Origin of the sequence: Lacticaseibacillus zeae subsp. silagei (assembly GCF_030770335.1) — a bacterium.
GTDB lineage: Bacteria > Bacillota > Bacilli > Lactobacillales > Lactobacillaceae > Lacticaseibacillus > Lacticaseibacillus zeae.
The window spans coordinates 1,698,559-1,724,508 of the sequence record NZ_CP132484.1 but is presented as its reverse complement, the minus strand read 5'-3'; the positions used below and the strand labels follow the sequence as shown (position 1 = coordinate 1,724,508).

Here is a 25,950-nt window from a genome sequence, read left to right as displayed (position 1 = left end):
TTAAACCTCCTGGGGACGAACCCGTTTCAGTGCCTGGATAAGTTGATAAATGGCAGTTTTCTTTTGCTTGAGCGCCAGCCGATTCACCACAAGATGGGTGGATACTGGCGTCAGTGTGGCAAAGACTTTTAAATGATTTTCCCGTAAAGTCGTCCCGGTTTCCGTGATGTCGACAATTGCATCAGCCATGCCGGTCAGCGGTGCTAGTTCAACTGAGCCTTCGATTTTAATCATCTCAACATCTTCGCCTTGGTCCTGAAAATAGCGCTGCGCAATGTGCGGATATTTGGTGGCTATTCGTTTGCGACTTGTCTGATGTGGGTCAAAATCAGGGGTCGATGCGAGGATGAAGCGGCAACGGCCGGTTCTAAGATCCAACAGGTCAAATTGCTGGTGGCCTTGTTCCTCGAGAATATCTGAACCGACGATGCCAATATCAACGGTGCCGCGGTTTAGGTAAGTCAAGACATCAGGCGCTTTGACAAGGACAAAGTGAAAATCGGGGTCATCGGTAAAGAGTAAGCGCCGGCTTTTTTCCTGAAGTGCCGTACAGTCAATACCGGCAGCGCTGAGTAGCGGCAGCACCTGTGCAGTTGTCCTGCCTTTTGCCAATGCAATGGTTAGGGTCATAACGTGGCCTCCTTAGGGGAAAGATCAATTAAGCGGGCATGGCGGCTTTGTGCCAATGCTCGGGCTTCAGCAAGCGAATCAACGAGGCAAAGCCGGGCATTGGTCGTTGTGGCGACAACCGCTGCTGCTTCCTGCCACTGGGAAGGTAAGCTATAAACAAAGGTTTGCGATGATGCAGTCGGTTCCTGAACAGTGTCCGTTAAGGCATCAATATCAAATGCCAATCCGACTGCCGGCAGCAGATCGCGTTGAAAGCTGGCCATGAGCCGGTCGTAGCGCCCGCCGCTAAACAGATATTCGCGTCGGTTAGGGACGTAAGCGTGGAAGAAGATGCCGGTATAATACGATTGCGGTGGCTGACTGGTTAAATCCAGTGTGACGTTAAGGTTCGGAAACTGCTCCTTTAAGAAATCGACGGTCGCTTGAAGACGTGCTACCTGATCGCTTACAAATGCCGGTGGCAATAATTGCCTTAATTGTTCGAAAACATTGGCAGCCGGGCCGAATAACCAAGGCCACTGTTTTAAGAATGGGTATAGCGCATTGTCGGCAAGTGGTTCGATCAGTCGTTCGTAGGCACTAAGATTCTTCGTAAAAAAGGCTTTCTGCAGTGCCTGCTTGGTCTCGGGATCCAGCGCTAAAGCCTGCAGAATTTGCGGAACAAAGCGCGCATCGGAAAGCTCCAGCGTTAAATCGGCAACCTGCAAGTCATCACAAATGCGGATGGCTTCGCTTAAACACGCCCATTCGGCTTTCAAAGACGCGTAACCGATCAACTCAATGCCTGCTTGGGTAATTTGATTGTAAGTACCGCTCAGACTTTTTCTAACGCGGAAAATATCACCGACATACCACCAGTGAACCGGCGGCTGAATATTGGTAGTGCTCAATAAGCGCGCCAACGGCAATGTCAAATCCGGTCGCATCACAACTGTCTCCCCTGCGTCATCGAGCATCTGATAAGGTTGTTCACCCGTGACGGTCAGCGGCTGGAAAACATCGCGATATTCCAACAAGGGCGTTTTGACCCGATCGAATCCGGCATCGATAAAATGGCGGCTCATGATTTGAATTAAGTTTTCTTTACGGATAGCGCGCGGCCCGAATTCGTCGCGGGTACCAACAGGTAAATGGCGATTTGACATAACGGTGCTCCTTTCGGTGATGCGGGTTTTTTCTGGTGTGAAGTTGTTGGTGGTGGTCTGTTGGCTGGTGATTAGTCTGGCTGAATTTTTGCTTTCTATAGCGCGCCGGCTCACGCTCACACCATAACGCGTTCACCAGCCCAGAAACCTGCGTGTAAGGACCTTGGTCGCAATGGCCTAAACCCGGGCCATCACGCCCAAGGCCGCTTACACTCCGGTTTCTAACCGGGCTGGCTCACGCTCAGCTTTCTATAACGCGCTCCCCGGCGCAGGGGTCTGCGTGTAAGGACCTCAGTCGCAATGGCCTAAGTTCGGGCCATCACGCCTGAGGCCGCTTACACTCCGACCCCTAAGCGCGCCGGCTCGCGCTCAAAAAAAAGCCCCCGAAAACGTTTTTACGTTTTCGAGGGCGATTAGTGATCGCGGTACCACCTCAATTTTGTTTGGACCTCACGACCCAAACCTCACCTACCAGCCACAAGTCGGCTTGCGCGAACTGTGACTGGCAGCGGTGATAACGCAACGGGTGCGTGACAGCCTACTTGGTTCAGCCATCAAGTTCTTAGATGTGTGTTCGGCTGGTCGATCGCGCCTTCTCAGCAATGGGCGCTCTCTTGGGATCGGTGGTAGCTTACTTGGTCTAATCACAACTTCATGTTTGTTAATGTGACTCTAATCATAACGACCTTTAGAAAAATGTCAACCACTTTTTTAAAATAACTGCATTAGGTTCCGCCGATTGCCAACCGTTTGTTTTTTAATTTAGATGCAAGAACGAGATTGCGATATTCAAAATGATCATTTTGCCAGCGGAGATGTCGTCTTCAGAAAATCGAGCAACAACCCCTGCACTTCTGCATCCTGTTCTGGGGTTCCAAAGCTTTGACGAATCCATCCGGGAACCATACTATCGCGCACCAGATAGCCATGTTGCTTTAAGAAAGCGCCTAATGCTTGTGGTTGCGCCACTTGGTACAGCATAAAGTTGGTCTGGGTGGCGTAATGCCGGATGTGATGGTGATCGAAGAATGCTGTCCATTGCTGGCGCGCCGCAAAAAGTTGGCGTTTAACTTTTTGCGTGAAGGCAACATCTTTCCATGCTGCCAAAGCGGCCGTTTGGCTGAGACCGCTAATGTTATAAGGCAAGCGCACGTTTTGCATTTTTGGGATGAGCGTCTTAGGGACGATGCTAAAGCCGACGCGGAAATTGGCGAGGCCGTAAAGCTTGGAAAAGGTGCGCATTACCAATAAATTGGCGAACTTTGTGATCAGCGACAAGACTGAAGGATTGGGGACCTGATCAACAAAGTCAATATAGGCTTCATCCACCACAACCAGGATTTCCGCCGGTACTTGCGCCATGAATTCAGCAATTTCACTGACCTGCAAGTAGGTTCCGGTGGGATTGTTTGGATTGCATAACCAAATGACTTTGGTTTTTGCCGTGATGCCGGTTAGCAAGGCTTGAAGATCAATGCGTCCTGTGGCATCGTCGACCGGCGCATTGACCGTCACGGCACCGGCAATTGCTGCTTGCAACTGATATTCCGGATAAGTTGGCCATGGCTGAAGGCTCTCGTCGCCAACGTCAAGGAAGGTCCGGCAAATCAAGGCAATCATTTCGTCCAAGCCACTTGAAAAAAGCAGTTGATCTGCGGGCACTTGCAGCCGCCCAGCAACGGCAGTTCGCAACGGCATGGCATCCGGATCAGGGTAACTGCGGGCTTGCGAAAAAGTCCAGTTGGCAATGGCCTCCTGCACTTTAGGAGAAGTGCCGACTGGATTTTCATTAAAAGATAAACGCGTCAGTTTTGCCAAACCTGCCGCCTTGGCGATTCTTTCCGGGGTGCTGTCCGATACGTAATCCGGCAACCCGGCGATACTTTTGCGCAACATCACGCCACCTGCTTTCTTAATTGCTTTAGAGTTTACCCGCATTTGGGTGCGATGTAAATATAAAATGCATAAATATTCATAAATGTAACAGAGCCTAACCTGGCTTTTCTCGCTTGAAAGTTTCAAACGTTATTCAATTGTGTTAAATATAAAAGATGTTGGAGCCTTTTACATCATTTATGCCAGACGAAGTTCGTTGCCAACAGTCTTACGCCATCGACTTTTGCCCACACAAACAGGCACTAAAAGACGGAATTCAGTCCTTTAGTGCCTGTTTGATGTCATGGATCAGCGAACTTCAGCTGTTAGCAACAAAGGCTAAATAGTAAGTCACTGCCGCAACGGTTTGAGCCGAGTTGATTTTACCTGATTTGACGCCTTCAACCAGCTCAGGAAACGGCACTAAACGGCTGGTAACGAATTCATCCTTATCGAAATCCCGCGACGTTTTGGCAGCTAGGTCAATTTTGGCCAGCACAAGATTGACTGTTTCATCAGTCATCCCTTCGCTGGAACGGACCGCGGTCAGCCACTGCAAATCATGGGTCAGATAACCGGTTTCCTCGTGCAGTTCCCTGCTTGCTGCCGTTTGCCAATCCTCACCGGGATCGATTAATCCGGCAGGCAATCCGAAAACTTCGCTGTTCGTTGCTACCCGATATTCCCGATTGACCAACACTCGCCCATCGTTTGTCAGCGCCAACATAGCGACGGCATTGGCATGGCGAATCAAATCGCGTTCAACGGTCAGGCCATCAGGCGTTTTGATTTTTTGCGTGACGACATCGAAAATCGGACCGTGATAATGCGGCGTTTCACTTAAAATTTTCCCCTTCGCTAAGGGTTGGTCAAAAAACATACTGAATTCTCCTTTAATAACGCGCTCTTGCTTATGCTCAAATCAAAAAAAGCCGCGCTTGGACGCGACTTTACTTATGCTTTGGTGAAATCTTTCATCCATGCTAGGGCAATAGCCTTTTCGCCTAAGTGTGTTCCGACAACCGGGCCGAAATAGGAAAGCTCAAATGGTACAGTCGGGAACTTTTGCTGGAGATCCGTCAACCAACGCTGTGCCTCTTCAGGATCGTTCGCGTGAATCACCACAGCACGAATCGGATAATCGACTTGTTCAAGTTCTTGCTGGAACAACGTCTCAACTCGCGCGTAAGCTTTTTTGCTGGAGCGGATTTTTTCGATAGCGACAATTTTATGGGACTGATCGTCGAAAGTTAATAATGGCTTAATTTTCAGCATACCGCCGATGAAGGCCGAAGCGTTGCTTAGCCGACCGCCCCGGACGAGGTTCTGCAAGTCGTTGACAATGAAGTATTCGCCCATGGTGCTACGCAGATCATCCAGCCGGGCCAAAATGGCTTCCGGATCCTTACCGGCCTCAGCCATTTGCGCTGCGGCCAGAACCAACCAGCCCATTAGGATAACGGTAATTTGGGAATCGTAAACATAAACTTTAGCGCCATGAACTTCATCAACGGCACCTTTTAAGGTATTGACAAAGCCGGAAATCGTGCTGGCAAGATGAATACTAATAATGGTGTCGTAGCCTTCATTGGCAAGATTTTCGTAAAGCTTCAGCATCTCACCTAATGGCGGTTGCGTGGTGCTAGGAAACGTTTTTGCAGTTTTTAGTTTGGCGTAGAATTCTTCTGTGGTAATATCCTTACCTTCGTCATAGACTGCGCCGTCAAGAATGACCGGAATCGGCACCACGGTAATGTGATGTTTGTCGATTTCGGTTTGCGGCAGATAACAGGTACTATCCGTCACGATAGCAGTTTTCATAGAGGCACCTACTTTTTCAAAAATGATTGTCTACATCATACCATAAAATGCCAGGATCAAGCAGAAACACCCGAGAAGCGTGTTATCTAAATTTGACGGACCGTTCTCCAGATACTACCTTTCAACACTAACTATGCTATATTTTGAGCATAGACAATTCTAAGGAGGACCATGCAATGGTGACTTCAAAGCATACCACATTGGCTGTGGCCAAAATGACCAGTAAGCACCAGATCACCATTCCCAGGGCCGTTCGTGAAAAACTGGGATTGAGCAATCATGATAAGCTTGTTTTTCAGCTGACTGATCATGGACAAGTTATGATCGATAAAGAACAAAAGTCGGATCTATGGTCGATTATTCGCGAACAGGATGCGGCCCACGGTAGTATCGACACACCTGAGCCTGATTGGGGGAAAGATGTTGGGGCAGAGTTGATCGATGACTGAAAATAGAAGGTTTCACTAGAACGACGTCATTTTCCTCAATCTTGATCTTACTGAAGGACGCAAATCTCTCGCTCTTCCATAAACGCCTTAAAACCGGTAAAATGATTGGGACAATTGGAAAGCGAGCGGATTAACATGTCTTTTGATGGAATCTTTACTCATGCCATGGCTCAAGAGCTTAACGGAATCTTAAGCGGAGGCCGTGTTGCAAAAATTCAACAGCCTTATGAAAACGAAGTCGTGATTACCATTCGCGCTGGACGTAAAAATCATCCCCTGCTGCTGTCGGCCAATCCGCAGTACGCGCGGGTACAAATTACCCATATTCCTTTTACGAATCCCGATGTTCCCGCTACCTTTACCATGACACTGCGAAAGTATTTTAACGCCGCAACATTAACGGCAGTTCATCAGGTGCAAAACGATCGGGTGCTGCATTTTGAATTCTCGACGCGCGATGAACTTGGTGATGAACTGGGATTGCGGCTAATTATCGAGATGATGGGTCGACACAGTAATATTTTTTTGGTTAGCAAGCGAACCGGGAAAATCATTGATTTGATTCGTCATGTCTCGGCCGACCAGAATCGGTACCGCCCGTTGATGCCGGGTGCGCCGTATGTGGAGCCGCCAAAACAGGATAAGGTCAACCCGTTTGATGATCCTGATCGGCTTTATCACGAATTAGAGCGTCGAGTGACGCCAACGCAAAGTCGCGCTTCCTTACTTCAGCAACATTATCAAGGATTAGCCAAGGATTCTGCTGTGGAACTGGCTTTGCGTCTTAATCAAGGCGATAATGGATGGGATGGCTTTTTCAAGGAACTGGCGACGCCGGCGCCAACCATCACAACACAAGGCAAAAAAGCGGTTTTTACTGCCATCCCCTATCAGTCGCTGTCAGGTGATCAGCAGCACTACCCTACCTTGAGCACGATGCTTGATGCTTATTATGAACAAAAAGCCGAGCACGATCGCGTCTTGCAACAAGGCGGCAACTTGATTCATGTGATTAAAAATGTCATCGACAAAGACCGTAAAAAACAGCGTAAATTGAAACGAACGCTGGAGGAAACGGAGAAGGCCGATGATTACCGCATTCGTGGCGAAATTCTGACGACGTATCTGAGTCAGGTGCAACGGGGCATGACCAGCATTGAACTACCGAATTTTTATGCGGATAATCAACCGATTAAGATTACACTCTCGAATCAGCTCACGCCATCCCGTAATGCCCAGAAATATTTTGCCAAATACACGAAGTTACGCAATGCGGTCGCGCATGTGAATCAACAGATGCAGGAAAATCAGGAAGAACTCGATTATCTGGAAGGCATTATGGCCCAAATTAATGTGGCCAGCCCCAAAGATTTAGCCGATATTCGCCTTGAGCTGCAGCAGCAAGGTTATTTACGGAAACAGAAGCAGAAGAAAGGTAACAAACGCCAGAAAGTTTCCAAGCCGGATCAATTTTATGCCAGTGATGGGACTAAAATCTGGGTGGGCAAGAACAATTTACAGAATGATCAACTGACCTTGCATACCGCCAAGAAAACCGATATTTGGCTGCATGTCAAAGATATTCCCGGCTCGCACGTCATTATCGACAGTAGTAAGCCCAGTGAGAAAACACTGCTAGAAGCGGCTAAATTAGCGGCATATTTTTCTAAAGCTCGGGAAAGTGCCAATGTTCCCGTTGATTGGATTGAAGTGAAGAAAATTCGTAAACCCAATGGCGCCAAACCCGGCTTTGTTGTTTACGAAGGGCAAAGAACGGTGAGTGTTACGCCAGATGCTGAATTAGTCGACAAACTGCGCACCCCGCCGACGAAATAGAAAGGGATTTTAAATGACCAACACATCTGCGCAAATTAGTCGTCCGATTCAAAAGCACATTATTGCTAACAAAGTTAAACATGGCTGGAACACGACCGACACCAATTTTGAAATGTTGCTTGCCTACCATGAAATGGCTGAACTAACCACAGCACTGCTTAAGCGCGACCAAGACAACATCGCCGAAGAACTGGCTGACGTCACCATTTATCTGCTAGGCATTGCCGAAATTAAAGGGATTGATCTGGCTGAAGCGGTAAACGCCAAAGTTGCCATCAACGACCATCGCGTTTACGACGCTCAAGGCCATAAGCATCTTGAATGAAGCAGTGTCTAGGTAAGATTGAGACTGCGCGATCATGTTCCACGGCCAATAAAAAATGACCGAACATACCCGTTTTTCGATTGGGGATGTTTGGTCATTTTTTGGTTACTATTTTTGGATATTTTTTAGGGTGCGTTTTTACTAACCCAAAAATTTGAAAACGATTCGGCTGTCGAACAATTTTAGCATCTTTTCAAATAACACTTTGCTGAGCAATGCTGCCGCTACTGGAATGGCGATCCAGCAGAGTAAGACCAGCGGAATCGCCAACCCCGCATCCATAGCGGCAAGCGGGCCGACCATGCCAACAATCCCGAAGCCGGCCGACTGTGGCGTCCCGCTGATTGACAATAACGCGACCGGAATTGCGGAGATGATCGCCGTGAACAAACATGGTAATAGGATAATCGGATGCTTAAACAGATTGGGCATCATGATTTTCATCCCGCCTAGTGCGATGGCAATCGTGACGCCAGATTTGTTGACCTTCCAGGAATAAACCACCAGTGCCAAGGTTGTAGCGGCAACACCCATCGCCGACGCGCCTGCCGAAACGCCGTGAAGTTGAATCGCCAGCCCGATAGCAACGGTTGAAATTGGACTGACAATTAGAATCGCAAAAGAGCAACAGATCAGAACAGCCATCAGAATCGGTTGCAAAGTGGTGAAGCTATTGATGACATCGCCGATCGCGGTTGTGAAAGCAGCGATGAATGGCAGCAGCAGTACCCCAATATAAGCGACGCCACACCCGACTAGAATTGGCATAGCGATGACGGCCGTTGAACCAAACCGATCTTTAACCCACAGTAAGACCAAAACAGCGATCGATGCCGTAATCATGGTATTGATTAGATCGCCAGTCCCGGCACCAACATAGGCTTTCGTGGCCGGGTTGAATTTCACGACGCCTGAGCCAACAAACGCTGCCCCTGCCGTTACCATCATCTGCAAAGGCTTCAGTTCAAATTGCAGCGCGATTAAGCCGCCAATAATTAAGGGGGTGGCAATTTGAAAAATGGCTGCGACTTGCGTCAAGGTTACTGCGAATGTGTTCGTTCCAAAATACTTGAGAATACCGGACAAAACCGCATTTGGAATCAATCCAATAATGACCCCCAACGCTGTTCCTGATAAGACCTTATTGATAAAAGCCGCCACCGTCATACTGGCTGCCTGGGCAGTCGTCGCTTGAGGTGTAGATCTCTTCTCTCCTTGCATCGGTGCTTCAGCAAGGGTTTCGGCTGCAGCTGGCATTCCTTTTGTTGTTGAATCTCCGGCCATTGAATTTTCCCCCTTAATAAGAATGTAATGAGAATATTAACAGAAGATGTCCAGATAAGTCTAGCATTAGATTAAAATTAATTAATGGAATTTTTCTGTTATACATCAGCAGACATTGCAATGTTCATAATGGTAAATGCAATCGCGAAATCACCTTCTTTTGCCGTCAATATGTGAACTTTAAAACAAGAAAGTTCCACTTGTTGATGCAATTTTTGAGGGTGTATTCAACCTCTACTAAGTATCTTCAGCTTCAATTGTGATTCAATGATCGTTGTTGACGCTCATCACTCTTAACATGATACAGTCTTTATGCTCAATCATTTACAATCACGCTAAATAAAGACCCTGTCAGCAGTGTCAATTTTCAACATTGCTGACAGGGTCTTTCCGATTAATTTGATGATATGCTCAACGGCCTAGCCATTATTGGAACCGATCGCCCCACTTGGCTGGATTCTCGCGCCATTGATGTAAGGAACTTAGCTGCTGAGTCGTAATGGCGCCTTGGGCTTCAGCAGTTTGAATGAGCGCCGTATAATTCGTCAGCGTGAAGAATGGCAAATCCGCCTTGGCGAAGTTAGCGGTCACTGCTGCCAGCTGGTAACTGAAGATTGCTGCGACACCTAAAACGTTGACGCCGTCTTTTTGTGCTGCGGCCACGGCACTGAGCACTGAACCACCTGTTGATAGCAGGTCATCAATGACGACCAGTTTGGCGTCTTCAGGCAGGTGCCCTTCGATTTGTCTCCCCTGCCCGTGGTCTTTAGGCTTACTCCGAATGTAAACCAGTGGCAAGTTGAGCAGATTGGCGACTAAGGCTGCATGCGGAATGCCGGCGGTGGCCACCCCACCGATGGCCGTCACGTCCGGGTAATGAGCCACGATTTCCTGCGCCAGGCCAGCCGCAATTTTGTTGCGGACGTCAGGGTAGCCGATAGTGAGACGATTATCGGTATAAATCGGACTTTTTAACCCGCTTGCCCAGGTAAACGGTGCTTCGGGACGTAATGTAACGGCTTTGATGCGGAGTAAATCGCTGGCAATTTGATTTTCTAGTTTAGTCATGTGCTGTTTCCCACGCTTTCTTAATCGATTGATAGGCTTCAACTGGATCAGGCGCCTGTGTGATCGGGCGGCCGACAACAATGGCTGAACTGCCTAACCGTTTGGCCCGCCCTGGTGTGACCACCCTTTTTTGGTCGCCGATTGCCGCACCGTGTGGCCGGATGCCTGGTGTGACGACAAGAAACTCGGGTTTAGTCACACTGCGGATCAATGGCGTTTCCAAGGCACTGGCAACAACGCCGTCTGCATCACTGGCCTGCGCGATGGCTGCCAAATGTTGAACTGCCTGATTAAGTGGCACATCGATGGACAATTGGTTTTCCAACATGGTTTGATCGGTTGAAGTCAGGTGGGTAATGGCAAGCATTTTAGGCGCCGGATGATTTGCGGCTTTGGCACCTGCCAGCAAGCCGCGTTTGGCTGCCAGCATCATTTCCTTACCGCCGGCTGCGTGGACAGTTGTCAGCGCCACACCTAATTTGCCTAATTGCCAAGCGGCTTTTTCAACCGTGTTCGGAATATCATGCAATTTAAGGTCGAGGAAAATATCAACCGGGTGCGCTGCCTGAATGGCGGTGATAATCGCCGGTCCTTCGGCATAGAAAAGCTCCATCCCGATTTTGACGAAAAGTCGTTCATCTTTGGGAAAACGCGCTAAAAAATCAAGCGTGGTCGCCTGATCTTTAAAATCGAGTGCAATGATAGGTGTCATACCGCCTGTCCTTCCTGAATGCGTGCAAATGCTGCGGCAATTTTAGGAATTGCCTTTTCTTCGTAGTAATTGGCCGATCCGATTGCGACTGCCTGGGCACCCGCGGCTAACATCTCGGCAGCATCATGGCCTGAGCTGACCCCGCCCATGCCGATAATCGGAACATGAACAGTGTGGGCAACCTGATAAACCAGATGCAGTGCTATCGGCAGAATAGCCGGGCCAGACACGCCGCCGGTTACATTGTCCAAAACCGGTTGGCCAGTGTAAATGTCCAAGCGCATCCCCACCAGCGTGTTAATCAAGGAGATGCCATCTGCGCCAGCGGCTTCGACTGCTTTGGCAATCACGGTGATGTCGGTAACATTGGGCGTGAGTTTAACGAAAATCGGGACCGAACTGGCTTCTTTTACAGCGCGTGTGACCGCAGCAGCTACCGCCGGATCCGTACCAAACGCCATGCCGCCTTGTTTCACATTTGGGCAGGAAATGTTAACTTCCAGAGCTTTGACATTTGGGGCCGCGCTCAACTTTTTGGCAACCGCTGCATATTCGGCAACATCAGCACCGGCAATACTTGCGATGATTGGCAAATCAGGATAGTTCTTTGCCAACCAAGGTAACTTTTCGTGTGAAACTACCTCGGATCCCGGATTCTTTAACCCCACGGCATTGAGCGTACTGCTCGGACCATCCGCAAAAATCTTGCCTTGATTGCCAACCCGCGGCAATAAGGTGGTTGATTTGGTCACCAATGACCCTAGCTGATTTAAGTCATACTGTTTGGCGTATTGTTCGCCAAAACCAAATGTCCCGCTGGCGGGCATGAACGGATTCTTCATCGTAAAGCCGGGTAATTCAATCATGTGACGCTGCCTCCTTTGTTGTAACGGCTGCTGCTGCCGGCAGTTGTCGGCTTTAACTTCTAATCGGTGTCATTGAGAATGCCCGTGATTCCAAGACCTTCAAAATGGCATCTGCGGTATCAAGGCTGGTCATCAACGGTACGCCATGTTCGATAGCAGTTTCCCGAATGCGGAAGCCATCACTTGAGGTCTTCTTGTCGGCGGTCATGGTGTTGATCACCAGCTGAATCTTGCGGTCGGCAATGTCTTCCAAAATAGTTTCTTTGCCGCTATCGAGTTTCTCGATGGTTTCAACCGTAATCCCGGCGTTTTCAAATGCTTTGGCTGTGCCGCTGGTGGCGACCAGTTGGTAACCGACTTCGCGGAATCGTTTAGCCAATTCGGTTGCCTCGGTTTTATCAGCGTCTTTAACCGTGATTAAAGCGCGACCGAATTGCGGCAAATGCATGCCGGCTGCTTCGAATGCTTTATACAAAGCTTTGGCTAGGGTTGTATCACTACCCATGACTTCACCGGTTGACTTCATTTCCGGTCCTAACAAGCTATCAACGTGATTCAACTTGGAGAAGCTGAACACCGGTGCTTTGACATGGATCCCTGCCTGGTTTGGCAATAGGCCCGTTTCAAAGCCCTGCTCTTTCAGGCTCAATCCAAGAATCGCCAAGGTCGCAACTTGTGCCAGTTTGACATTGGTTACTTTACTCAAGAAAGGAACGGTGCGGCTGGCTCGCGGATTGACTTCGATGACATACGCTTTGCCTTGATGAATGATGAATTGGACGTTCATCAAGCCGATGCAGTTCAAAGCCCGTGAAAGTTTGATCGTTGCATCGGTGATCTGGTCAATAATGTCCTGACTGAAGGTTTGCGGCGGATAAACGGCCATCGAGTCGCCACTGTGAATGCCGGCGCGTTCGATATGTTCCATGATCCCCGGCAAAACAACCGTTTCACCATCGGAGATGCAATCAACTTCACATTCTTTGCCGACCAGATAGTGATCAATCAAAACCGGATGATCGTGGGAAACCGAGACTGCCCGATCAATGTAACTGGCTAATTCATCGGCATCATGCACGATTTCCATCGCCCGACCGCCTAACACGTAACTTGGCCGAACCAAAACCGGATAGCCGATCTTGTCTGCAACTGCCAGTGCGCCGGCTTTATCGGTTGCGGTACCGCCTTCTGGTTGCGGTAACTTCAATTGTTTGATGACTTGATCAAACAGATCCCGATCTTCCGCCCGGTTAAGATCGTCAACGGAGGTGCCCAGAATTTTAATCCCGCGTTTGGCCAGTGGTTCCGCCAGATTAATCGCTGTTTGGCCGCCAAACTGCACGATCACGCCTTCTGGTTGTTCCAGATCGATGACATTCAGAACGTCTTCAAGGGTTAACGGTTCAAAATACAGCTTATCCGCAATGGAAAAGTCGGTGGAAACCGTCTCTGGGTTGCTGTTCATGATGATCGCTTCATAGCCGGCTTTTTGAATGGCCTTAACACTGTGAACCGTGGCATAGTCGAATTCGACCCCCTGGCCAATCCGAATCGGGCCGGAACCGATGACTAAGACGCTTGGCTTATCACTTTTGAAGCTTTCCGTGCTGCTTTCATAGGTGCTGTAGTAATACGGGGTATCACTGGCAAATTCACCGGCACAGGTATCGACCATTTTGTAAACCGGTAAAATGTGCTGTTCTTTGCGCATCTGCCGAATCTGATCCGCATGTAAGCCCCAAAGCTGGGCAATTTCTTCATCGGCAAAACCATAACGCTTTGCTTCGGCGAGTAACGGTAAATCGGCTTTGTGCGCAGCTAATGCTCGTTCCAATTCGACGATGTGTTTAATTTTGTCGAGGAAAAACGGGTTCATTTTGGACAATTCAGCAACTTCATCGATGGTATAATCCCGCCGAAATGCTTCAGCCAGATAAAAGAGGCGTTCATCGTTGGCTTGGATGATATGCTTGCTTAATTCATCGTCACTAAGCTTGGCAAAAGCCGGGCGACGGGGATGAATGAGGCCGACTTCAAGTGAGCGTACCGCCTTTAGCAGACTTTCTTCAAGCGTTCGGCCGATTGCCATGACTTCACCAGTAGCCTTCATCTGCGTGCCGAGGGTGCGGTCGCCATTTTCAAATTTATCGAATGGGAAACGCGGTAATTTGGTAACCACATAATCCAAGGCCGGTTCGAATTCAGCCCAGGTTTTCTTGGTGACCGGATTCTTGATTTCGTCTAGATGTAAGCCGACTGCAATTTTAGCGGCCATCTTAGCGATCGGATAACCGGTGGCCTTGGAAGCTAACGCGCTGGAACGGGAAACCCGGGGATTGACTTCGATGACATAGTACTTGAAGCTGTTGCGGTCAAGAGCAAACTGAACGTTGCAGCCGCCTTCGATCTTCAATGCGCGAATGATCTTCAAAGCTGAGTCACGCAACATCTGGACTTCTTTATCTGTGAGCGTTTGCGTCGGTGCGAAGACCATTGAATCGCCGGTATGCACACCGACTGGATCGAAGTTTTCCATGTTGCAGACCACAATGGCGGAATCGGAAGCATCGCGCATGACTTCAAATTCGATTTCCTTATAGCCGGCAATGGAACGCTCAATCAACACTTGGGTGACCGGGCTCAGATTCAACCCGTTTTCGGCAATTTCGGCCAGTTCTTTTTCATTATCGGCAATACCGCCGCCTGTGCCGCCCATGGTGAAGGCCGGACGAATGATGACAGGAAAGCCGATTTTGTCGGCAAACTCCTGCGCTTCATCCACATTGTTGGCGATGGCGGACTCCGGAACCGGCTCGTGGAGTTTTTGCATCAGATTTTTGAACAATTCGCGGTCTTCGGCTTGATCGATCGCGCTGAGCTTGGTTCCCAGCAACTCGATGCCGAGCTCGTCCAGGATGCCCGTGTTGCTTAACTTCATGGCAAGGTTCAGACCGATTTGTCCGCCGATTGTCGGCAAAATGGCGTCTGGCAACTCTTTACGCAGAATCTGGCTGACGAATTCGACGGTCAATGGCTCGATATAAACCCGATCCGCGATTTCCGTGTCGGTCATGATGGTGGCCGGATTGGAGTTTACCAAAACAACTTCATAGCCTTCTTCACGTAAGGCAAGGCAAGCCTGAGTCCCTGAGTAATCAAATTCTGCGGCCTGACCGATGATAATCGGACCTGAGCCGATCACTAAGATTTTATGAATATCTTGACGTTTTGGCATGATTATCCTTTCTGCGTACGATCTGAAAATGCATCCATCATTTCCATAAATTCATCAAAAAGATGGTCGGCGTCATGTGGACCCGGAGCAGCATCCGGATGGAACTGAACTGTAAAGGCCGGGTACAACCGGTGGCGCAAGCCTTCTACCGTACCATCATTGATTTCAACGTGGGTCACTAACAAGGTGTCCGGATCAATGCTGTCCGGATCAACGGCATAACCGTGGTTTTGGCTGGTAAAATCGATGCGCCCAGTCGCAATCTCGCGGACCGGATGGTTAAAGCCGCGATGACCGTATTTCATCTTAAAAGTGTCGGCGCCATTGGCTAGGGCAAACAACTGGTGACCAAGGCAAATGCCGAATAACGGAATTTTACCTTCGATGCCGCGAATCATATCCAGCGCTTCCGGAACATCTTTTGGATCACCGGGGCCATTGGTCAGCATCACGCCATCCGGTGCCAATTCAAGAATGGTGGCAGCTGTTGTCGTCGCTGGCAACACGGTTACGTTGCATTGACGCTTGGCTAATTCCCGTAAAATGCTGTGTTTGAGGCCAAAATCAATGACCACGACGTTGCGGCCGGTGCCAGGTGCCGGATAGGCTTGCTGCGTTGAAACCTGTTGCACCTGATTCTTCGGAAGCACCAAGGCTTTGAGTTGATCGAAAGCATGTTCATCGGCTGCATCCACAATGCTGGCCTTCATGGCGCCAACTTCCCGGATTTTCTTGGTCAAAGCACGGGTGTCAACACCGCTGATGCCCGGAATATGTTTGCGTTTAAGAAATTCATCGAGTGTCATCTGACTGCGCCAGTTACCGGTGACCCGCGCTACCTCCCGCACCACTATGCCTTTGGCGGTGGGATCAATGCTTTCATAATCGTCGCGGTTGATCCCGACATTGCCGATTAACGGCTGCGTGAAGGTAATAATCTGACCGTTGTAACTTTGGTCGGTAATCGTTTCCTGATAACCGCTCATACCGGTATTAAACACAATTTCGCCGGTTGTAACGGTTTCCGCACCAAAGCCGACGCCAGGAAAAACGCTGCCGTCTTCAAGAATTAAATAGCGCTTCATGCTTGTCCTCCCTTTTGATAGGCAATCCGCCCGCGACTGATCGTATACAATGCCTGGCCCTGAACCTTTTCGCCGATAAACGGTGAGTTCTTGCCTTTGGAGAACCAGTCGGCAGGATCAATGGTGTAAGTGGTGTCCAGATCGAGAATCGTCAGATCGGCCGGACCACCTACCGAGATATGGCCGCCTGGCAGGCCAAACTTCTTTGCCGGGACCGTGCTCATTTTGGCAATCAGTTGCTTAAGCGTGAACATTTTTGATTTGACCAGTTTGGTGTAAAGCAGTGGAAAGGCGGTTTCGGAACCGACGATGCCGAATGCTGCGGTTTTAAAGGAACCGGATTTTTCTTCGGCTGTGTGCGGCGCGTGATCCGTGGCGATCATGTCCAGTGTGCCGTCTTGCAAGCCTTCAAGTAAGGCCAGATGATCGGCGCGGGAACGCAATGGTGGATTCATTTTGAACATCGGGTTATCGCCCGGAATGTTATTTTCGTCTAGTAGCAGATGGTGCGGTGAAACTTCGGCAGTGACGTGAACGCCGCGTTTTTTGGCTTCGCGAATCAAGGCCACACTTTGACGGGTTGAAACATGGCAGGCGTGGTAATGAACACCGGTGGCTTCTGCCAAGTCCAGATCGCGTGCCAGCTGACTGCTTTCAGTCTGATTGATGATACCAGGTAAGTTCAACTTCTCGGCAACTGGGCCGGCATTGATAACGCCGCCATGCATGAGACTGGCATCTTCGATATGGGCGACAATTGGTGCTTTCAGTTTAGCAGCCTGCTTCATAGCTTGATACATGGTATCGGCATCCTGAACGCCAACGCCGTCGTTGGAGAAGCCCAATGCCCCTGCTGCTAATAAAGCTGGCATGTCAACAATCTGATCGGAATGCAAATCATGTGTAATCGGAGCAAACTGCCGGACGGTAATTTTGGCATCGCTATGGTTTTTCGCCAATACCGGTGTCAAGGTGGCGACTGTGTCAGGAACAGGTTTTAGATTGCTCATCGCAACAACCGTCGTAAACCCGCCATGTGCGGCTGCTTGAGCCCCGGTTTTAATTGTTTCTTTAGCAGTAAAGCCGGGTTCGCGAAAATGAACATGGACGTCAATCAGTCCCGGAACGACTGTTGCACCGGTGGCATCAATGACGGTTTCTTCACTGCGGGCAGCAAGTTGCTGGCCGATCGCCGTAATTTTGTCGTCGGTGATCTGAATATCTGCCGTGTATTCGGTATCGCTGATGATATGGGCATTTTTGATGAGCATAAGTAAAGTTACTCCTCTCCGAAGTGACGGGCGTTGATGACCGCTTCAAGCATCGCCATCCGCATGAAGACGCCATTTTGCATTTGGGTGAAGATCCGTGAGCGCGGACCGTCAACTAAGTCGCTAGCTAACTCAACGTCGCGGTTGACTGGTGCCGGGTGCATGAAAATGGCATTGGGTTTCATCGTTTTGGCTAGAGCATCCGTGATGCCGTATTTCGCATGGTAGCTTTCTTTGGAAAATGCTTCGCGGTTGTCAGCATTAAACCGCTCAAGCTGAACCCGTAGCAACATCAGAACGTCGACTTGTTTGACCAGATCTGGCACGCTGATGAAGTCGCCGTATCGATCAAAGCTAGGATCATACCACTGTTGTGGGCCGGCAAAATGTAACGTCGCTCCAAGTTTGTGAAGCATCTGCATGTCACTGCGCGCAACCCGACTGTGGCTAAGATCACCGACAATCCCGATATTCAGTCCATCAAAATGCCCGAATTCCTCGTGAATGGTCATTAAATCCAGCATCATTTGGGATGGGTGCTGACCGGCACCATCGCCAGCATTAACAATAGCGGTTGTCGGCCAAGCGCCCGTGAGTTCTTTGTAATAGCCGTCTTTAGAATGACGCATGACAGCGATGTTGACGCCGATGGCTCCGATCGTTTTGATTGTATCTTCCAGAGTTTCACCTTTAGAAACCGAGCTATGGGCCGGATCAAAAGGAATAACGGTCAATCCCAGTTTGCGTTCGGCCATTTCAAAGCTGGTGTGCGTGCGGGTGCTATTTTCAAAAAATAAATTGGCGGCATAGATCGGTTCCGGAAAATGAACCGTTTGGCCGGCTTTGAAATCTTCTGCGCGGTTAATCAGTGCCAAAGCGCTTTTTTCGTCAACTTGTTCAGCGGAAACAAAATCTTTAAATGGTGTATCAGTGAGATTAGATAAGGTCATTTTTTTCTGCCCCTTCTTCGTTAGCGGCATGTTCTGGTAAAACAAAGTTCAGGAAGATTCCGATCACGGTTGCCAGTGCAAGGCCAGAGAATTGATACCCGGCGAATTGCAGGCTGGCATTGCCGATACCGATCACGAGAATGGTCGAGGCAATCATCAGGTTGCGTTTTTTGTCGAAGTCGACTTTGTTGTCAATTAAAACCCGTAAGCCATTGGAAGCGATGACGCCGAACAGCAGGAAGCTGATGCCGCCAATGACTGGACTTGGAATACTGCGAATCAAAGCACTTAACTTACCAATGAAGGCGAACAGGATGGCAAACATGCCAGCGCCGCCTAACACATAGACACTGTGAACTTTGGTCATAGCGAGCACCCCAATGTTTTCACCGTAACTGGTCACCGGTGGGCCGCCGACGAAACCGGCGATAATGGAAGCCGTGCCATCCCCTGCCAAAGTATGATTCAGGCCCGGATCCTTAAAGAAGTCGCGTTTTGTCAATTTGTTGAGAACCATGATGTGGCCCATGTGTTCGGTCATGGTGACAAAAGCGATGGGCGCCATTGAGAGAATTGCACCCCAGTAAAGTTGCGGCTTATAGCTGATAAACGGCAACTCGAACTTTGGCAGGTCAAACCAGGCTGCTTGCTGAACGGAAGTCAGGTCCACGATGCCAAACAACAGTGCTACCACATAGCCAGTGACAATCCCCAGAAGAATCGGTAACAAGCTAATGAATTTTTTGAGATACATGTTGTAAATGATGACCGAAGCCAAGGTGATCATGGCAACGGCGAAGTAGCGCAGGTCGTACACGCTTTTGGTAGCGGAAATCGTTCGCATCGTAGCGTCAGTCGCGGCAGTACCAGCCAATGACAACCCGATAACCATGACAATCGGCCCAACGACAATCGGCGGTAAGGCACGATCAATCCAAGCCGACCCGCTGCGGGCAACGATCAAGGCTACGATCAGGTAAACAACCCCGACAGCAACGGTACCTTGGGCGATCGCGGGATAACCGGCGCCTTTCATTAACGCTTGCATGATGGTAATAAAGGAAAAACTTGAGCCCATGTACGCCGGAATTTTGCCGCGGGTGATCAAAATGTAAACTAAAGTGCCGACGCCGCTTGAGAATAAGGCAATACTCGGATCCAAACCGACCAAAATCGGTACCAGCACGGTTGACCCAAACATGGCGAAAAGATGCTGGATGGATAAGCCCACCCATTGACCGAACTTCGGCTTGTCGCCGATGTCCAGCACCGCTTCATCGTTGTGAAAAGCCATTGACTAGTCCCCCATCTTCTCGATGCTGATACCGTCTTTGCCGTCAAGTTCCGCAACCTGTACCTGAATCTGTTCATCAAGGGAGGTTGGAATATTCTTGCCGACGAAATCAGGACGAATCGGTAACTCACGGTGGCCGCGATCAACCAAAACTGCCAGACTGATCTTCCGCGGTCGTCCTTCGTCCATCAAGGCATCCAGCGCCGCGCGGATGGTGCGGCCAGTGAAAATAACATCATCTACCAGGATAACGTGCTTGCCAGTGATATTAACCGGCAGCTGCGCACCTTCGACATCGGGTTGATGTTCGTGATCGATTTTATGAACATCATCGCGATAAAAGCGAATGTCCAGTTCGCCGACTGGTACCTGCAGGCCTTCGAGCTGTTCAAGTCGCTTGGCAATGCGGTGGGCTAGATAAATCCCCCGTGTTTTAATGCCGACAAGAACGAGATCGTTCAAGCCTTTGTTTTGTTCGATGATTTCATAACTGATTCGAGTCAATGCGCGTTTCATCGTTACCTCGTCGACTACCTGTTTGGACTGTGTCATGATGTGCCATCCTTTCTTGTATGTATGCTGGTTGGTGTGGGGTGAAGCTGCTTGCCTTGGGTTGTTCTATTGGAGGCAATTAGGTGCTTGGGCTTTCACGTTCTATAACGCGCTCACCGGCGCAGAAGCTTGCGCGTAAGGACCTTGAAACCTAAATGGCCAAAACCCAGCCATTTAGGTTTCAAGGCCACTTCCACTCCAGCTTCTAACCGCGTCGGTTCGCGCTCAAACAAAAAGCGCCTCCCATCCAATTTGGATAGAAGGCGACCGTAGCCTGAATAATCCGCCGCAACGGAAAGGGACCTTCTAAGCCTCACTGGACTTAGTTAAAGGTGCTTGTTTGATTGAGTTAAGATTACCGGACGTTGCGGGTCTTGTCAATGCCTGCGCGCAGATCGGCTAAGGTTTTTTCAAAAACTTCGGGGACCGGTGCCGTGAAAGTTAAGAGTTTGCCGGTGGTTGGATGGACAAAACCGAGCTTGGCAGCGTGAAGAAATTGGCCGTTGCCTGGAAGTGTGCGTTTAGGCCCATACAAAGGATCACCTGCTACCGGATGGTGAATGTAAGCCATGTGCACGCGGATCTGGTGGGTCCGGCCGGTTTCCAAAACACATTTGATCAAGGTATAGTGGGCAAATCGTTCCAGTACCTGAAAATGGGTAACCGCATGCCGACCGTCAGCAACCACTGCCTGTCGTTTGCGGTCACGCGGATCACGGCCAAGCGGCGCATCGATTGTGCCCTCATCTTCTTTAAACGTCCCATGAACTAACGCAAGGTATTCACGAATGGACGTTTTGGCTTTAAGTTGCGCCGACAAACTCAATTGGGCCTTTTCGGTTTTGGCGACCATCAACAAACCGCTAGTATCTTTATCGATGCGGTGCACAATCCCTGGCCGAATGACGCCATTGATGCCAGGCAAGTCAGTATGATAAAGCAACCCATTAACCAATGTGCCGTCAGGATGGCCTGGCGCGGGATGGACAACCATGCCTTGAGGTTTATTAACCACGATCACCTGGTCATCTTCATAGACAATATCAAGCGGAATCGGCTCTGCGACGGCTTCTAAGGGTCGGGCTTCCGGAATCGAAACGGCAATGACATCTCCTGACGAGACCTTGTAATTGGCTTTCACCGGCTGCCCATTAACGGTGACCAAGCCGTCCTGAAGCCATTTTTGTACCTGACTGCGAGTGTGGGTCGGTTCGTGGGCCGTGATCACCTTATCGATGCGCCCTTGTTCAGTCGTGATGGTAAAGGTCTCGGTCATGCGGACACCGCCTTGTCGCGATCAAACAAAATAAACACCAAAACCAGAATCACCCCGAACGTGATGCACATATCGGCAAAATTAAAAATAGCGTTGAACCGCCACTGATCCAAAAATTCAAGGTGAAACATATCCGTGACGTATTGGAACCGCAGCCGATCAATGAAGTTACCAATTGCCCCTGCCGTGATCAGCGTCAGTCCCAAGCGATAAACCGGTTTGTGCAGGCTGTCACGCCAAAGCAACGCTACGACCACAAACGCCAACACCGTCGTGACGTAGAAGAACCACTGCTTCCCTTCAAACATGGAAAAAGCCGCTCCGGTATTGCGGATGTGCGTGAGATCAATCACGCCCGGAATCAGTTGCTGGCTTTCGCCAAGTGGAATATGCGCGCTCACCCAGGTCTTAATGACAAAATCAATCAAAACCAAGACAGCTGCAACGATCACATAGATAAACACAGAAGTTCCCCCTGAATAAATGACATTTGCCTTTAAGTGTACCGCGCCAAAAGAAAAACCGCCATTCGAAAAATGACGGTTACATCTTGTGCCGAAAACATGAATGATTTAAAAGAGTCCGGAAATTTTACCATCGTCGGTGACGTCCATGTTTAAGGCAGCTGGTGCTTTTGGTAGTCCCGGCATGGTCAAAACGGTTCCGGTCATGACGACTAAGAACCCTGCCCCAAGCTTAGGGATAATGTCGCGTACGTGAATCGTAAATCCTTCAGGTGCTCCTAAAGTTTTGGGGTTATCGGTCAATGAATACTGGGTTTTGGCCATGCAAACCGGTAAATCCTGCCACCCATTTTTAGCGATCGTTCGCAGTGCAGCGTTGGCTTTTCCTTCATAAACAACGTCACCACCACCGTAGATCTTTTGCACAATGGTTTTGATCTTGGTTTTGACATCCTGATGCACATCATATAGTGGCGTGAAACTTGCCGGCTGCTTCAAGGCGTCCAAGACCGCGTCGGCTACTGCTAAGCCACCGCGGCCGCCGTCAGCCCAAACCGTTGCGATAACGGCTTTGACGTTTAATTTTGCGCAAGCATCGATAAGCCACTGAACCTCGGCATCTGTATCGCTGGTGAAGCGGTTAACGGCTACCACAACCCGCACGCCATAGCCCTGCATGCTGTGAATATGCCGTTTAAGGTTCGCAAAACCTTGAGCCAAGGCATCCAGGTTTTCCTGTTGCAAGTCGGCTAGCGCAACACCACCGTTGTATTTCAGGGCGCGAACCGTTGCGACGATAACCACGGCATCTGGGGTTTTGCCCAAAACCGGGGTCTTAATATCCATGAACTTTTCGCCGCCAAGGTCAGCGCCGAAACCGGCCTCCGTGATAGCAATGTTGCCCAGTTGCAGTGCGGTCCGGGTAGCTAAAACGGAATTGCAGCCGTGGGCAATGTTGGCAAACGGGCCGCCATGAATGAACGCCGGCGTATGTTCCAGTGTCTGGACCAGATTTGGCTTCAACGCATCCCGCAATAACATCGCAATGGCGCCAGTTACTTTCAAATCGGCCACAGTTACAGGCTTGCGATCATAAGTATAGCCAATCACGATGCGACTGATGCGAGCTTTGAGATCCGCGATGTTTTCCGCAAGACACAGGACTGCCATTAATTCGCTTGCGACGGTAATGTCAAAACCGTCCTCCCGCGGAACACCGCTGGTTGGGCCGCCCAAGCCGATCGTGACGTGGCGCAATGCCCGATCGTTAATATCCAAAGCGCGCTTCCAAAGAATTCGCCGTGGATCGATATTAAGTGTGTTGCCTTGTTGCAGATGGTTATCGATTAAAGCTGCCAGGGTGTCGACTGCGGTTGTCAGAGCGTGCATGTCACCAGTGAAATGCAGGTTGATGTCTTCCATCGGCACAACCTGCGCATAACCGCCGCCGGTAGCGCCGCCTTTCATCCCCATCACCGGGCCTAATGATGGCTCCCGCAATGCGATGACGGGATGCTGGCCGCGCTGCTGAAGCGCATCGCCTAAGCCAACCGTAATGGTCGATTTGCCTTCACCAGCTGGGGTCGGGTTAATCGAGGTCACCAAAACAAGCTTGCCAAAAGGCTTGTCTTTTAACGCATTGAGAGCCGCGAAGCTAAGTTTGGCTTTGGACTTGCCATACAGTTCCAGATCATCGTCGGTCAAGCCTAGATTTGCTGCAACTTTCGTAATTGGCCACATTGAGGTCGCTTCGTTGGCCTGGGCAATTTCAATATCAGACATACAACACACTCCTTATTTAGTTGATGTTTCCAATCCTTTTTCGATCAACGCCACGATCTTTTGCTTTCGTTTTTTACCGAACATCAGGAACGAAACCCGACCGTATTGTTTGGTTTTAAGCATAACTGTCAAATGGCCGGACGTAAACCCCTCAATTTCGCTCCATGACAGATTAATCGTATTACTTTTAAAAAGACTGGTTAACCGGATGCCTTTTTCAGTCGCAATCAGGCGAAGCAGCAAAATCTGGCCGATAGCCGTCAAAATCGTAATCGCCGCAATCGCAATCGCCAGCCATGAAGGTTTCGTACTTTCCAGCTGAACGATGATCGCCAAGCTGAGACCGATCACGATCGCGCTCCAAAACATGCTAAAATCGATCCATGCAGGTTGATAATGTGTTCGATAGTCAGCCAATTCGTCACTTCCTTAGGAGAAATCATGCTTAAACTATACACAGATGGCGCTACAAAAGGCAACCCGGGCCCGACTGGCATTGGCATCCTGGTCAGCGGTTTGCCTCAGCAGATTCAACGACATGCCGCTTTACCGCCGATGACCAATCATGAGGCGGAATTTGCTGCAGCGATTGCCGGTTTTAATTTATTAATCGAAGCTGAACTCACAACTGTACCCGTGGCGTTTTATAGTGACTCCAAGCTGGTCGTTCAGGCAATCGAAAAGCGCTATACCAAACATTATCCTGCTTTAACCGCAGAATTGCTGGCCTTGATTGACCGGTTTCCGCTTGTGCTGCCTAACTGGTTGCCCGATCGTCAAAACCGTGGTGCTCACACGTTGGCTCAGCAAGGGTTACGTGAAGCGGAGGCTAAAAATTAATTTTTCGCAAAGAGGCTAAATTATAACTTCACAGAAGCGTTTATAGTTTAGCGAGTTCCGAACGATCGAAAATGCTTAGGCAATAAGTTCTGAGCCGTGCCAAACTCCGCAATCTCCGGCCAGCTGGGGATGGAACGCTGTGGGCACGGCTGATCCCCATCTGGCCTACGATTGCTTCGCCTTGGCACTAATATCCTAACAACTCGAACGAATTATCCTTTTGGAAGCAAAAAAATGAACGCACCTGTATTATTTGGAGTGCGTTCATTTTTGTTTTGGGTCATAAACCATGACCCATCTTCTGTTTTGTCATGAACATAGATTCTAAAATAAAACGAGGCTTTAGCCGAAAGACTTCAGCACCCGTGATTACATGAATACCTTAAACTGGCTGGTACGATCCATATAATCCTTATCCTGTGCCGGTGCCTCGATGGAACCAAACGGCATCTGGGCACGCAATTGCCAATTTTGCGGGATATCAAAGGCGTCGCTGACAAGCTCATCAATGATGGGATTGTAGTGTTGCAGATTTGCACCAATGCCATTGTTAGCCAGGGCCACCCAGGTGTTGAGTTGAGCCGATCCCTGAGCCTGCTCTGCCCAGGTCGCAAAGTTATCAGCATACAGCGGGAACTCATGCTCCAGCTGCTTGACGATGTCGGTATCGGTAAAGTACATAATCGTTGCATAGGCAGCTTTGAAACCAGCAACTTTCTTTTTGGTTGCCTCATAGGCTTCCTCAGTCGGGACCTCACTCTTCAAGCGCTTAACCACGATATCCCAAAGCTTGTCGTGTTGTCCGCCAAATAGGAAAACTGCTCGGGTTGTTTGCGAATTGAAGGCCGTTGGTGTTGCCTGAATGACAGATTCAACTTGTTCGATGATGTCATCGTCTTTTTGCTTAACATCTTTGCCGAGTGCGTAGATGGAACGGCGTTGCTTGAGAAGGTTCAGAAGATCTTGATTCACAGGAAAACCACCTTTTTCTATTAATGGCCACGTTGTCACGCATGTACCCGATAACTTAGCTATTCACTAGCCATCAGGAAAGGCAATGCGCAAAAATGTAGCAGAACAAAAGTAAGTTTACCAACTCACTATTAGTAAGTAAACCCCTTGAGCGATATTTTTTCAGAAAGTGCGACATATGGCTCGATCATCAGGTCACTATCACACTTAAGCGTATT

The 25,950-nt window shown here is 49.4% G+C and carries 24 protein-coding genes and 1 other annotated feature; of the genes, 4 read left to right on the top strand and 20 right to left on the bottom strand.

Annotation, left to right across the window (positions count from 1 at the left end; genetic code table 11):
• The 5 genes from hisG to LACZS1_RS08180 all read right to left on the bottom strand — a co-directional run bounded on the left by hisG (position 1) and on the right by LACZS1_RS08180 (position 5,471).
• Positions 1–630, bottom strand: a complete 630-nt coding sequence (hisG, locus tag LACZS1_RS08200; protein ID WP_047106145.1) for an ATP phosphoribosyltransferase — start codon at positions 628–630, stop codon at positions 1–3.
• Positions 627–1,775 carry an ATP phosphoribosyltransferase regulatory subunit gene (locus tag LACZS1_RS08195; protein ID WP_070651873.1) on the bottom strand — a complete coding sequence of 383 codons (1,149 nt, stop codon included), beginning with the start codon at positions 1,773–1,775 and terminating at the stop codon, positions 627–629. The genes hisG and LACZS1_RS08195 overlap by 4 nt, the downstream gene beginning before the upstream one ends.
• 402 nt (positions 1,776–2,177) lie before the next feature.
• Positions 2,178–2,432, bottom strand: a binding site (T-box leader).
• A 141-nt stretch (positions 2,433–2,573) separates the two neighbouring features.
• Positions 2,574–3,671: a histidinol-phosphate transaminase gene (gene hisC / locus LACZS1_RS08190; RefSeq protein WP_070651874.1), complete on the bottom strand. Its 1,098-nt coding sequence runs from the start codon at positions 3,669–3,671 to the stop codon at positions 2,574–2,576.
• Positions 3,672–3,969: 298 nt separating this feature from the next.
• Positions 3,970–4,530 carry an NUDIX hydrolase gene (locus LACZS1_RS08185; protein WP_070651875.1) on the bottom strand — a complete coding sequence of 187 codons (561 nt, stop codon included), beginning with the start codon at positions 4,528–4,530 and terminating at the stop codon, positions 3,970–3,972.
• Between the two features lie 74 nt (positions 4,531–4,604).
• A complete protein-coding gene (locus LACZS1_RS08180) occupies positions 4,605–5,471 on the bottom strand; it encodes a DegV family protein (protein ID WP_306402834.1) in 867 nt (288 codons plus the stop codon).
• 176 nt (positions 5,472–5,647) lie between these two features.
• Here LACZS1_RS08180 and LACZS1_RS08175 point away from each other — a divergent pair, with 176 nt between their 5' ends.
• From LACZS1_RS08175 to LACZS1_RS08165, 3 genes are all read left to right on the top strand, one after another.
• Entirely contained in the window at positions 5,648–5,920 is a 273-nt protein-coding gene (locus LACZS1_RS08175) for an AbrB/MazE/SpoVT family DNA-binding domain-containing protein (RefSeq protein WP_083311619.1), read from the top strand.
• A 135-nt stretch (positions 5,921–6,055) separates the two neighbouring features.
• Positions 6,056–7,756: an NFACT RNA binding domain-containing protein gene (locus LACZS1_RS08170; RefSeq protein WP_070651877.1), complete on the top strand. Its 1,701-nt coding sequence runs from the start codon at positions 6,056–6,058 to the stop codon at positions 7,754–7,756.
• A gap of 13 nt (positions 7,757–7,769) precedes the next feature.
• Complete coding sequence (locus LACZS1_RS08165) at positions 7,770–8,081, top strand: MazG-like family protein (protein ID WP_010488301.1); 312 nt, start codon at positions 7,770–7,772, stop codon at positions 8,079–8,081.
• Positions 8,082–8,222: 141 nt separating this feature from the next.
• Here LACZS1_RS08165 and LACZS1_RS08160 read toward each other — a convergent pair whose 3' ends face one another.
• The 14 genes from LACZS1_RS08160 to LACZS1_RS08095 all read right to left on the bottom strand — a co-directional run bounded on the left by LACZS1_RS08160 (position 8,223) and on the right by LACZS1_RS08095 (position 24,337).
• Complete coding sequence (locus LACZS1_RS08160; protein ID WP_070651935.1) at positions 8,223–9,302, bottom strand: PTS sugar transporter subunit IIC; 1,080 nt, start codon at positions 9,300–9,302, stop codon at positions 8,223–8,225.
• A gap of 489 nt (positions 9,303–9,791) precedes the next feature.
• Complete coding sequence (gene pyrE, locus LACZS1_RS08155; RefSeq protein ID WP_070651878.1) at positions 9,792–10,433, bottom strand: orotate phosphoribosyltransferase; 642 nt, start codon at positions 10,431–10,433, stop codon at positions 9,792–9,794.
• Positions 10,426–11,145, bottom strand: coding sequence for an orotidine-5'-phosphate decarboxylase (pyrF, locus tag LACZS1_RS08150; protein ID WP_010488296.1), 720 nt, complete (start codon positions 11,143–11,145; stop codon positions 10,426–10,428). The genes pyrE and pyrF overlap by 8 nt, the downstream gene beginning before the upstream one ends.
• Positions 11,142–12,011 carry a dihydroorotate dehydrogenase gene (locus tag LACZS1_RS08145; protein ID WP_070651879.1) on the bottom strand — a complete coding sequence of 290 codons (870 nt, stop codon included), beginning with the start codon at positions 12,009–12,011 and terminating at the stop codon, positions 11,142–11,144. The genes pyrF and LACZS1_RS08145 overlap by 4 nt, the downstream gene beginning before the upstream one ends.
• Before the next feature lie 52 nt (positions 12,012–12,063).
• Positions 12,064–15,246, bottom strand: a complete 3,183-nt coding sequence (carB, locus tag LACZS1_RS08140; protein ID WP_070651880.1) for a carbamoyl-phosphate synthase large subunit — start codon at positions 15,244–15,246, stop codon at positions 12,064–12,066.
• 2 nt (positions 15,247–15,248) lie between these two features.
• The gene (locus LACZS1_RS08135; protein ID WP_010488293.1) at positions 15,249–16,331 is read right to left on the bottom strand and encodes a carbamoyl phosphate synthase small subunit; all 1,083 of its coding nucleotides are present in this window, start codon (positions 16,329–16,331) and stop codon (positions 15,249–15,251) included.
• Positions 16,328–17,602 carry a dihydroorotase gene (gene pyrC / locus LACZS1_RS08130; RefSeq protein WP_070651881.1) on the bottom strand — a complete coding sequence of 425 codons (1,275 nt, stop codon included), beginning with the start codon at positions 17,600–17,602 and terminating at the stop codon, positions 16,328–16,330. The genes LACZS1_RS08135 and pyrC overlap by 4 nt, the downstream gene beginning before the upstream one ends.
• Positions 17,603–17,610: 8 nt before the next feature.
• The gene (locus tag LACZS1_RS08125) at positions 17,611–18,552 is read right to left on the bottom strand and encodes an aspartate carbamoyltransferase catalytic subunit (RefSeq protein ID WP_070651882.1); all 942 of its coding nucleotides are present in this window, start codon (positions 18,550–18,552) and stop codon (positions 17,611–17,613) included.
• Entirely contained in the window at positions 18,539–19,846 is a 1,308-nt protein-coding gene (locus tag LACZS1_RS08120; RefSeq protein ID WP_010488287.1) for a uracil-xanthine permease family protein, read from the bottom strand. Before LACZS1_RS08120 ends, LACZS1_RS08125 begins: the two co-directional genes overlap by 14 nt.
• A gap of 3 nt (positions 19,847–19,849) precedes the next feature.
• On the bottom strand, positions 19,850–20,398 hold the full coding sequence (gene pyrR, locus LACZS1_RS08115) for a bifunctional pyr operon transcriptional regulator/uracil phosphoribosyltransferase PyrR (protein ID WP_010488286.1): 549 nt from the start codon (positions 20,396–20,398) through the stop codon (positions 19,850–19,852).
• A 355-nt stretch (positions 20,399–20,753) separates the two neighbouring features.
• Positions 20,754–21,674 carry an RluA family pseudouridine synthase gene (locus LACZS1_RS08110; RefSeq protein ID WP_070651883.1) on the bottom strand — a complete coding sequence of 307 codons (921 nt, stop codon included), beginning with the start codon at positions 21,672–21,674 and terminating at the stop codon, positions 20,754–20,756.
• Positions 21,671–22,138, bottom strand: coding sequence for a signal peptidase II (lspA, locus tag LACZS1_RS08105; protein WP_025012380.1), 468 nt, complete (start codon positions 22,136–22,138; stop codon positions 21,671–21,673). Before lspA ends, LACZS1_RS08110 begins: the two co-directional genes overlap by 4 nt.
• A 108-nt stretch (positions 22,139–22,246) precedes the next feature.
• A complete protein-coding gene (locus LACZS1_RS08100; protein ID WP_070651884.1) occupies positions 22,247–23,920 on the bottom strand; it encodes a formate--tetrahydrofolate ligase in 1,674 nt (557 codons plus the stop codon).
• A gap of 12 nt (positions 23,921–23,932) precedes the next feature.
• Positions 23,933–24,337, bottom strand: a complete 405-nt coding sequence (locus LACZS1_RS08095) for an EbsA family protein (RefSeq protein WP_010488282.1) — start codon at positions 24,335–24,337, stop codon at positions 23,933–23,935.
• Between the two features lie 24 nt (positions 24,338–24,361).
• Between LACZS1_RS08095 and LACZS1_RS08090 the strand changes: the two genes are divergently transcribed.
• Positions 24,362–24,760 carry a ribonuclease HI family protein gene (locus tag LACZS1_RS08090; RefSeq protein WP_070651885.1) on the top strand — a complete coding sequence of 133 codons (399 nt, stop codon included), beginning with the start codon at positions 24,362–24,364 and terminating at the stop codon, positions 24,758–24,760.
• Positions 24,761–25,129: 369 nt separating this feature from the next.
• On the opposite strand, the gene LACZS1_RS08085 is transcribed toward LACZS1_RS08090, so the two are convergent.
• Entirely contained in the window at positions 25,130–25,732 is a 603-nt protein-coding gene (locus LACZS1_RS08085) for a nitroreductase family protein (protein WP_070651886.1), read from the bottom strand.
• Positions 25,733–25,950 lie beyond the last annotated feature (218 nt).

Excerpts from the sequence above, each read along its gene's own strand:
- hisG (WP_047106145.1), bottom strand. The coding sequence starts at position 630 with ATGACCCTAACCATTGCATTGGCAAAAGGCAGGACAACTGCACAGGTG.
- LACZS1_RS08195 (WP_070651873.1), bottom strand. The coding sequence starts at position 1,775 with ATGTCAAATCGCCATTTACCTGTTGGTACCCGCGACGAATTCGGGCCG.
- hisC (WP_070651874.1), bottom strand. The coding sequence starts at position 3,671 with ATGTTGCGCAAAAGTATCGCCGGGTTGCCGGATTACGTATCGGACAGC.
- LACZS1_RS08185 (WP_070651875.1), bottom strand. The coding sequence starts at position 4,530 with ATGTTTTTTGACCAACCCTTAGCGAAGGGGAAAATTTTAAGTGAAACG.
- LACZS1_RS08180 (WP_306402834.1), bottom strand. The coding sequence starts at position 5,471 with ATGAAAACTGCTATCGTGACGGATAGTACCTGTTATCTGCCGCAAACC.
- LACZS1_RS08175 (WP_083311619.1), top strand. The coding sequence starts at position 5,648 with ATGGTGACTTCAAAGCATACCACATTGGCTGTGGCCAAAATGACCAGT.
- LACZS1_RS08170 (WP_070651877.1), top strand. The coding sequence starts at position 6,056 with ATGTCTTTTGATGGAATCTTTACTCATGCCATGGCTCAAGAGCTTAAC.
- LACZS1_RS08165 (WP_010488301.1), top strand. The coding sequence starts at position 7,770 with ATGACCAACACATCTGCGCAAATTAGTCGTCCGATTCAAAAGCACATT.
- LACZS1_RS08160 (WP_070651935.1), bottom strand. The coding sequence starts at position 9,302 with ATGCAAGGAGAGAAGAGATCTACACCTCAAGCGACGACTGCCCAGGCA.
- pyrE (WP_070651878.1), bottom strand. The coding sequence starts at position 10,433 with ATGACTAAACTAGAAAATCAAATTGCCAGCGATTTACTCCGCATCAAA.
- pyrF (WP_010488296.1), bottom strand. The coding sequence starts at position 11,145 with ATGACACCTATCATTGCACTCGATTTTAAAGATCAGGCGACCACGCTT.
- LACZS1_RS08145 (WP_070651879.1), bottom strand. The coding sequence starts at position 12,011 with ATGATTGAATTACCCGGCTTTACGATGAAGAATCCGTTCATGCCCGCC.
- carB (WP_070651880.1), bottom strand. The coding sequence starts at position 15,246 with ATGCCAAAACGTCAAGATATTCATAAAATCTTAGTGATCGGCTCAGGT.
- LACZS1_RS08135 (WP_010488293.1), bottom strand. The coding sequence starts at position 16,331 with ATGAAGCGCTATTTAATTCTTGAAGACGGCAGCGTTTTTCCTGGCGTC.
- pyrC (WP_070651881.1), bottom strand. The coding sequence starts at position 17,602 with ATGCTCATCAAAAATGCCCATATCATCAGCGATACCGAATACACGGCA.
- LACZS1_RS08125 (WP_070651882.1), bottom strand. The coding sequence starts at position 18,552 with ATGACCTTATCTAATCTCACTGATACACCATTTAAAGATTTTGTTTCC.
- LACZS1_RS08120 (WP_010488287.1), bottom strand. The coding sequence starts at position 19,846 with ATGGCTTTTCACAACGATGAAGCGGTGCTGGACATCGGCGACAAGCCG.
- pyrR (WP_010488286.1), bottom strand. The coding sequence starts at position 20,398 with ATGACACAGTCCAAACAGGTAGTCGACGAGGTAACGATGAAACGCGCA.
- LACZS1_RS08110 (WP_070651883.1), bottom strand. The coding sequence starts at position 21,674 with ATGACCGAGACCTTTACCATCACGACTGAACAAGGGCGCATCGATAAG.
- LACZS1_RS08100 (WP_070651884.1), bottom strand. The coding sequence starts at position 23,920 with ATGTCTGATATTGAAATTGCCCAGGCCAACGAAGCGACCTCAATGTGG.
- LACZS1_RS08090 (WP_070651885.1), top strand. The coding sequence starts at position 24,362 with ATGCTTAAACTATACACAGATGGCGCTACAAAAGGCAACCCGGGCCCG.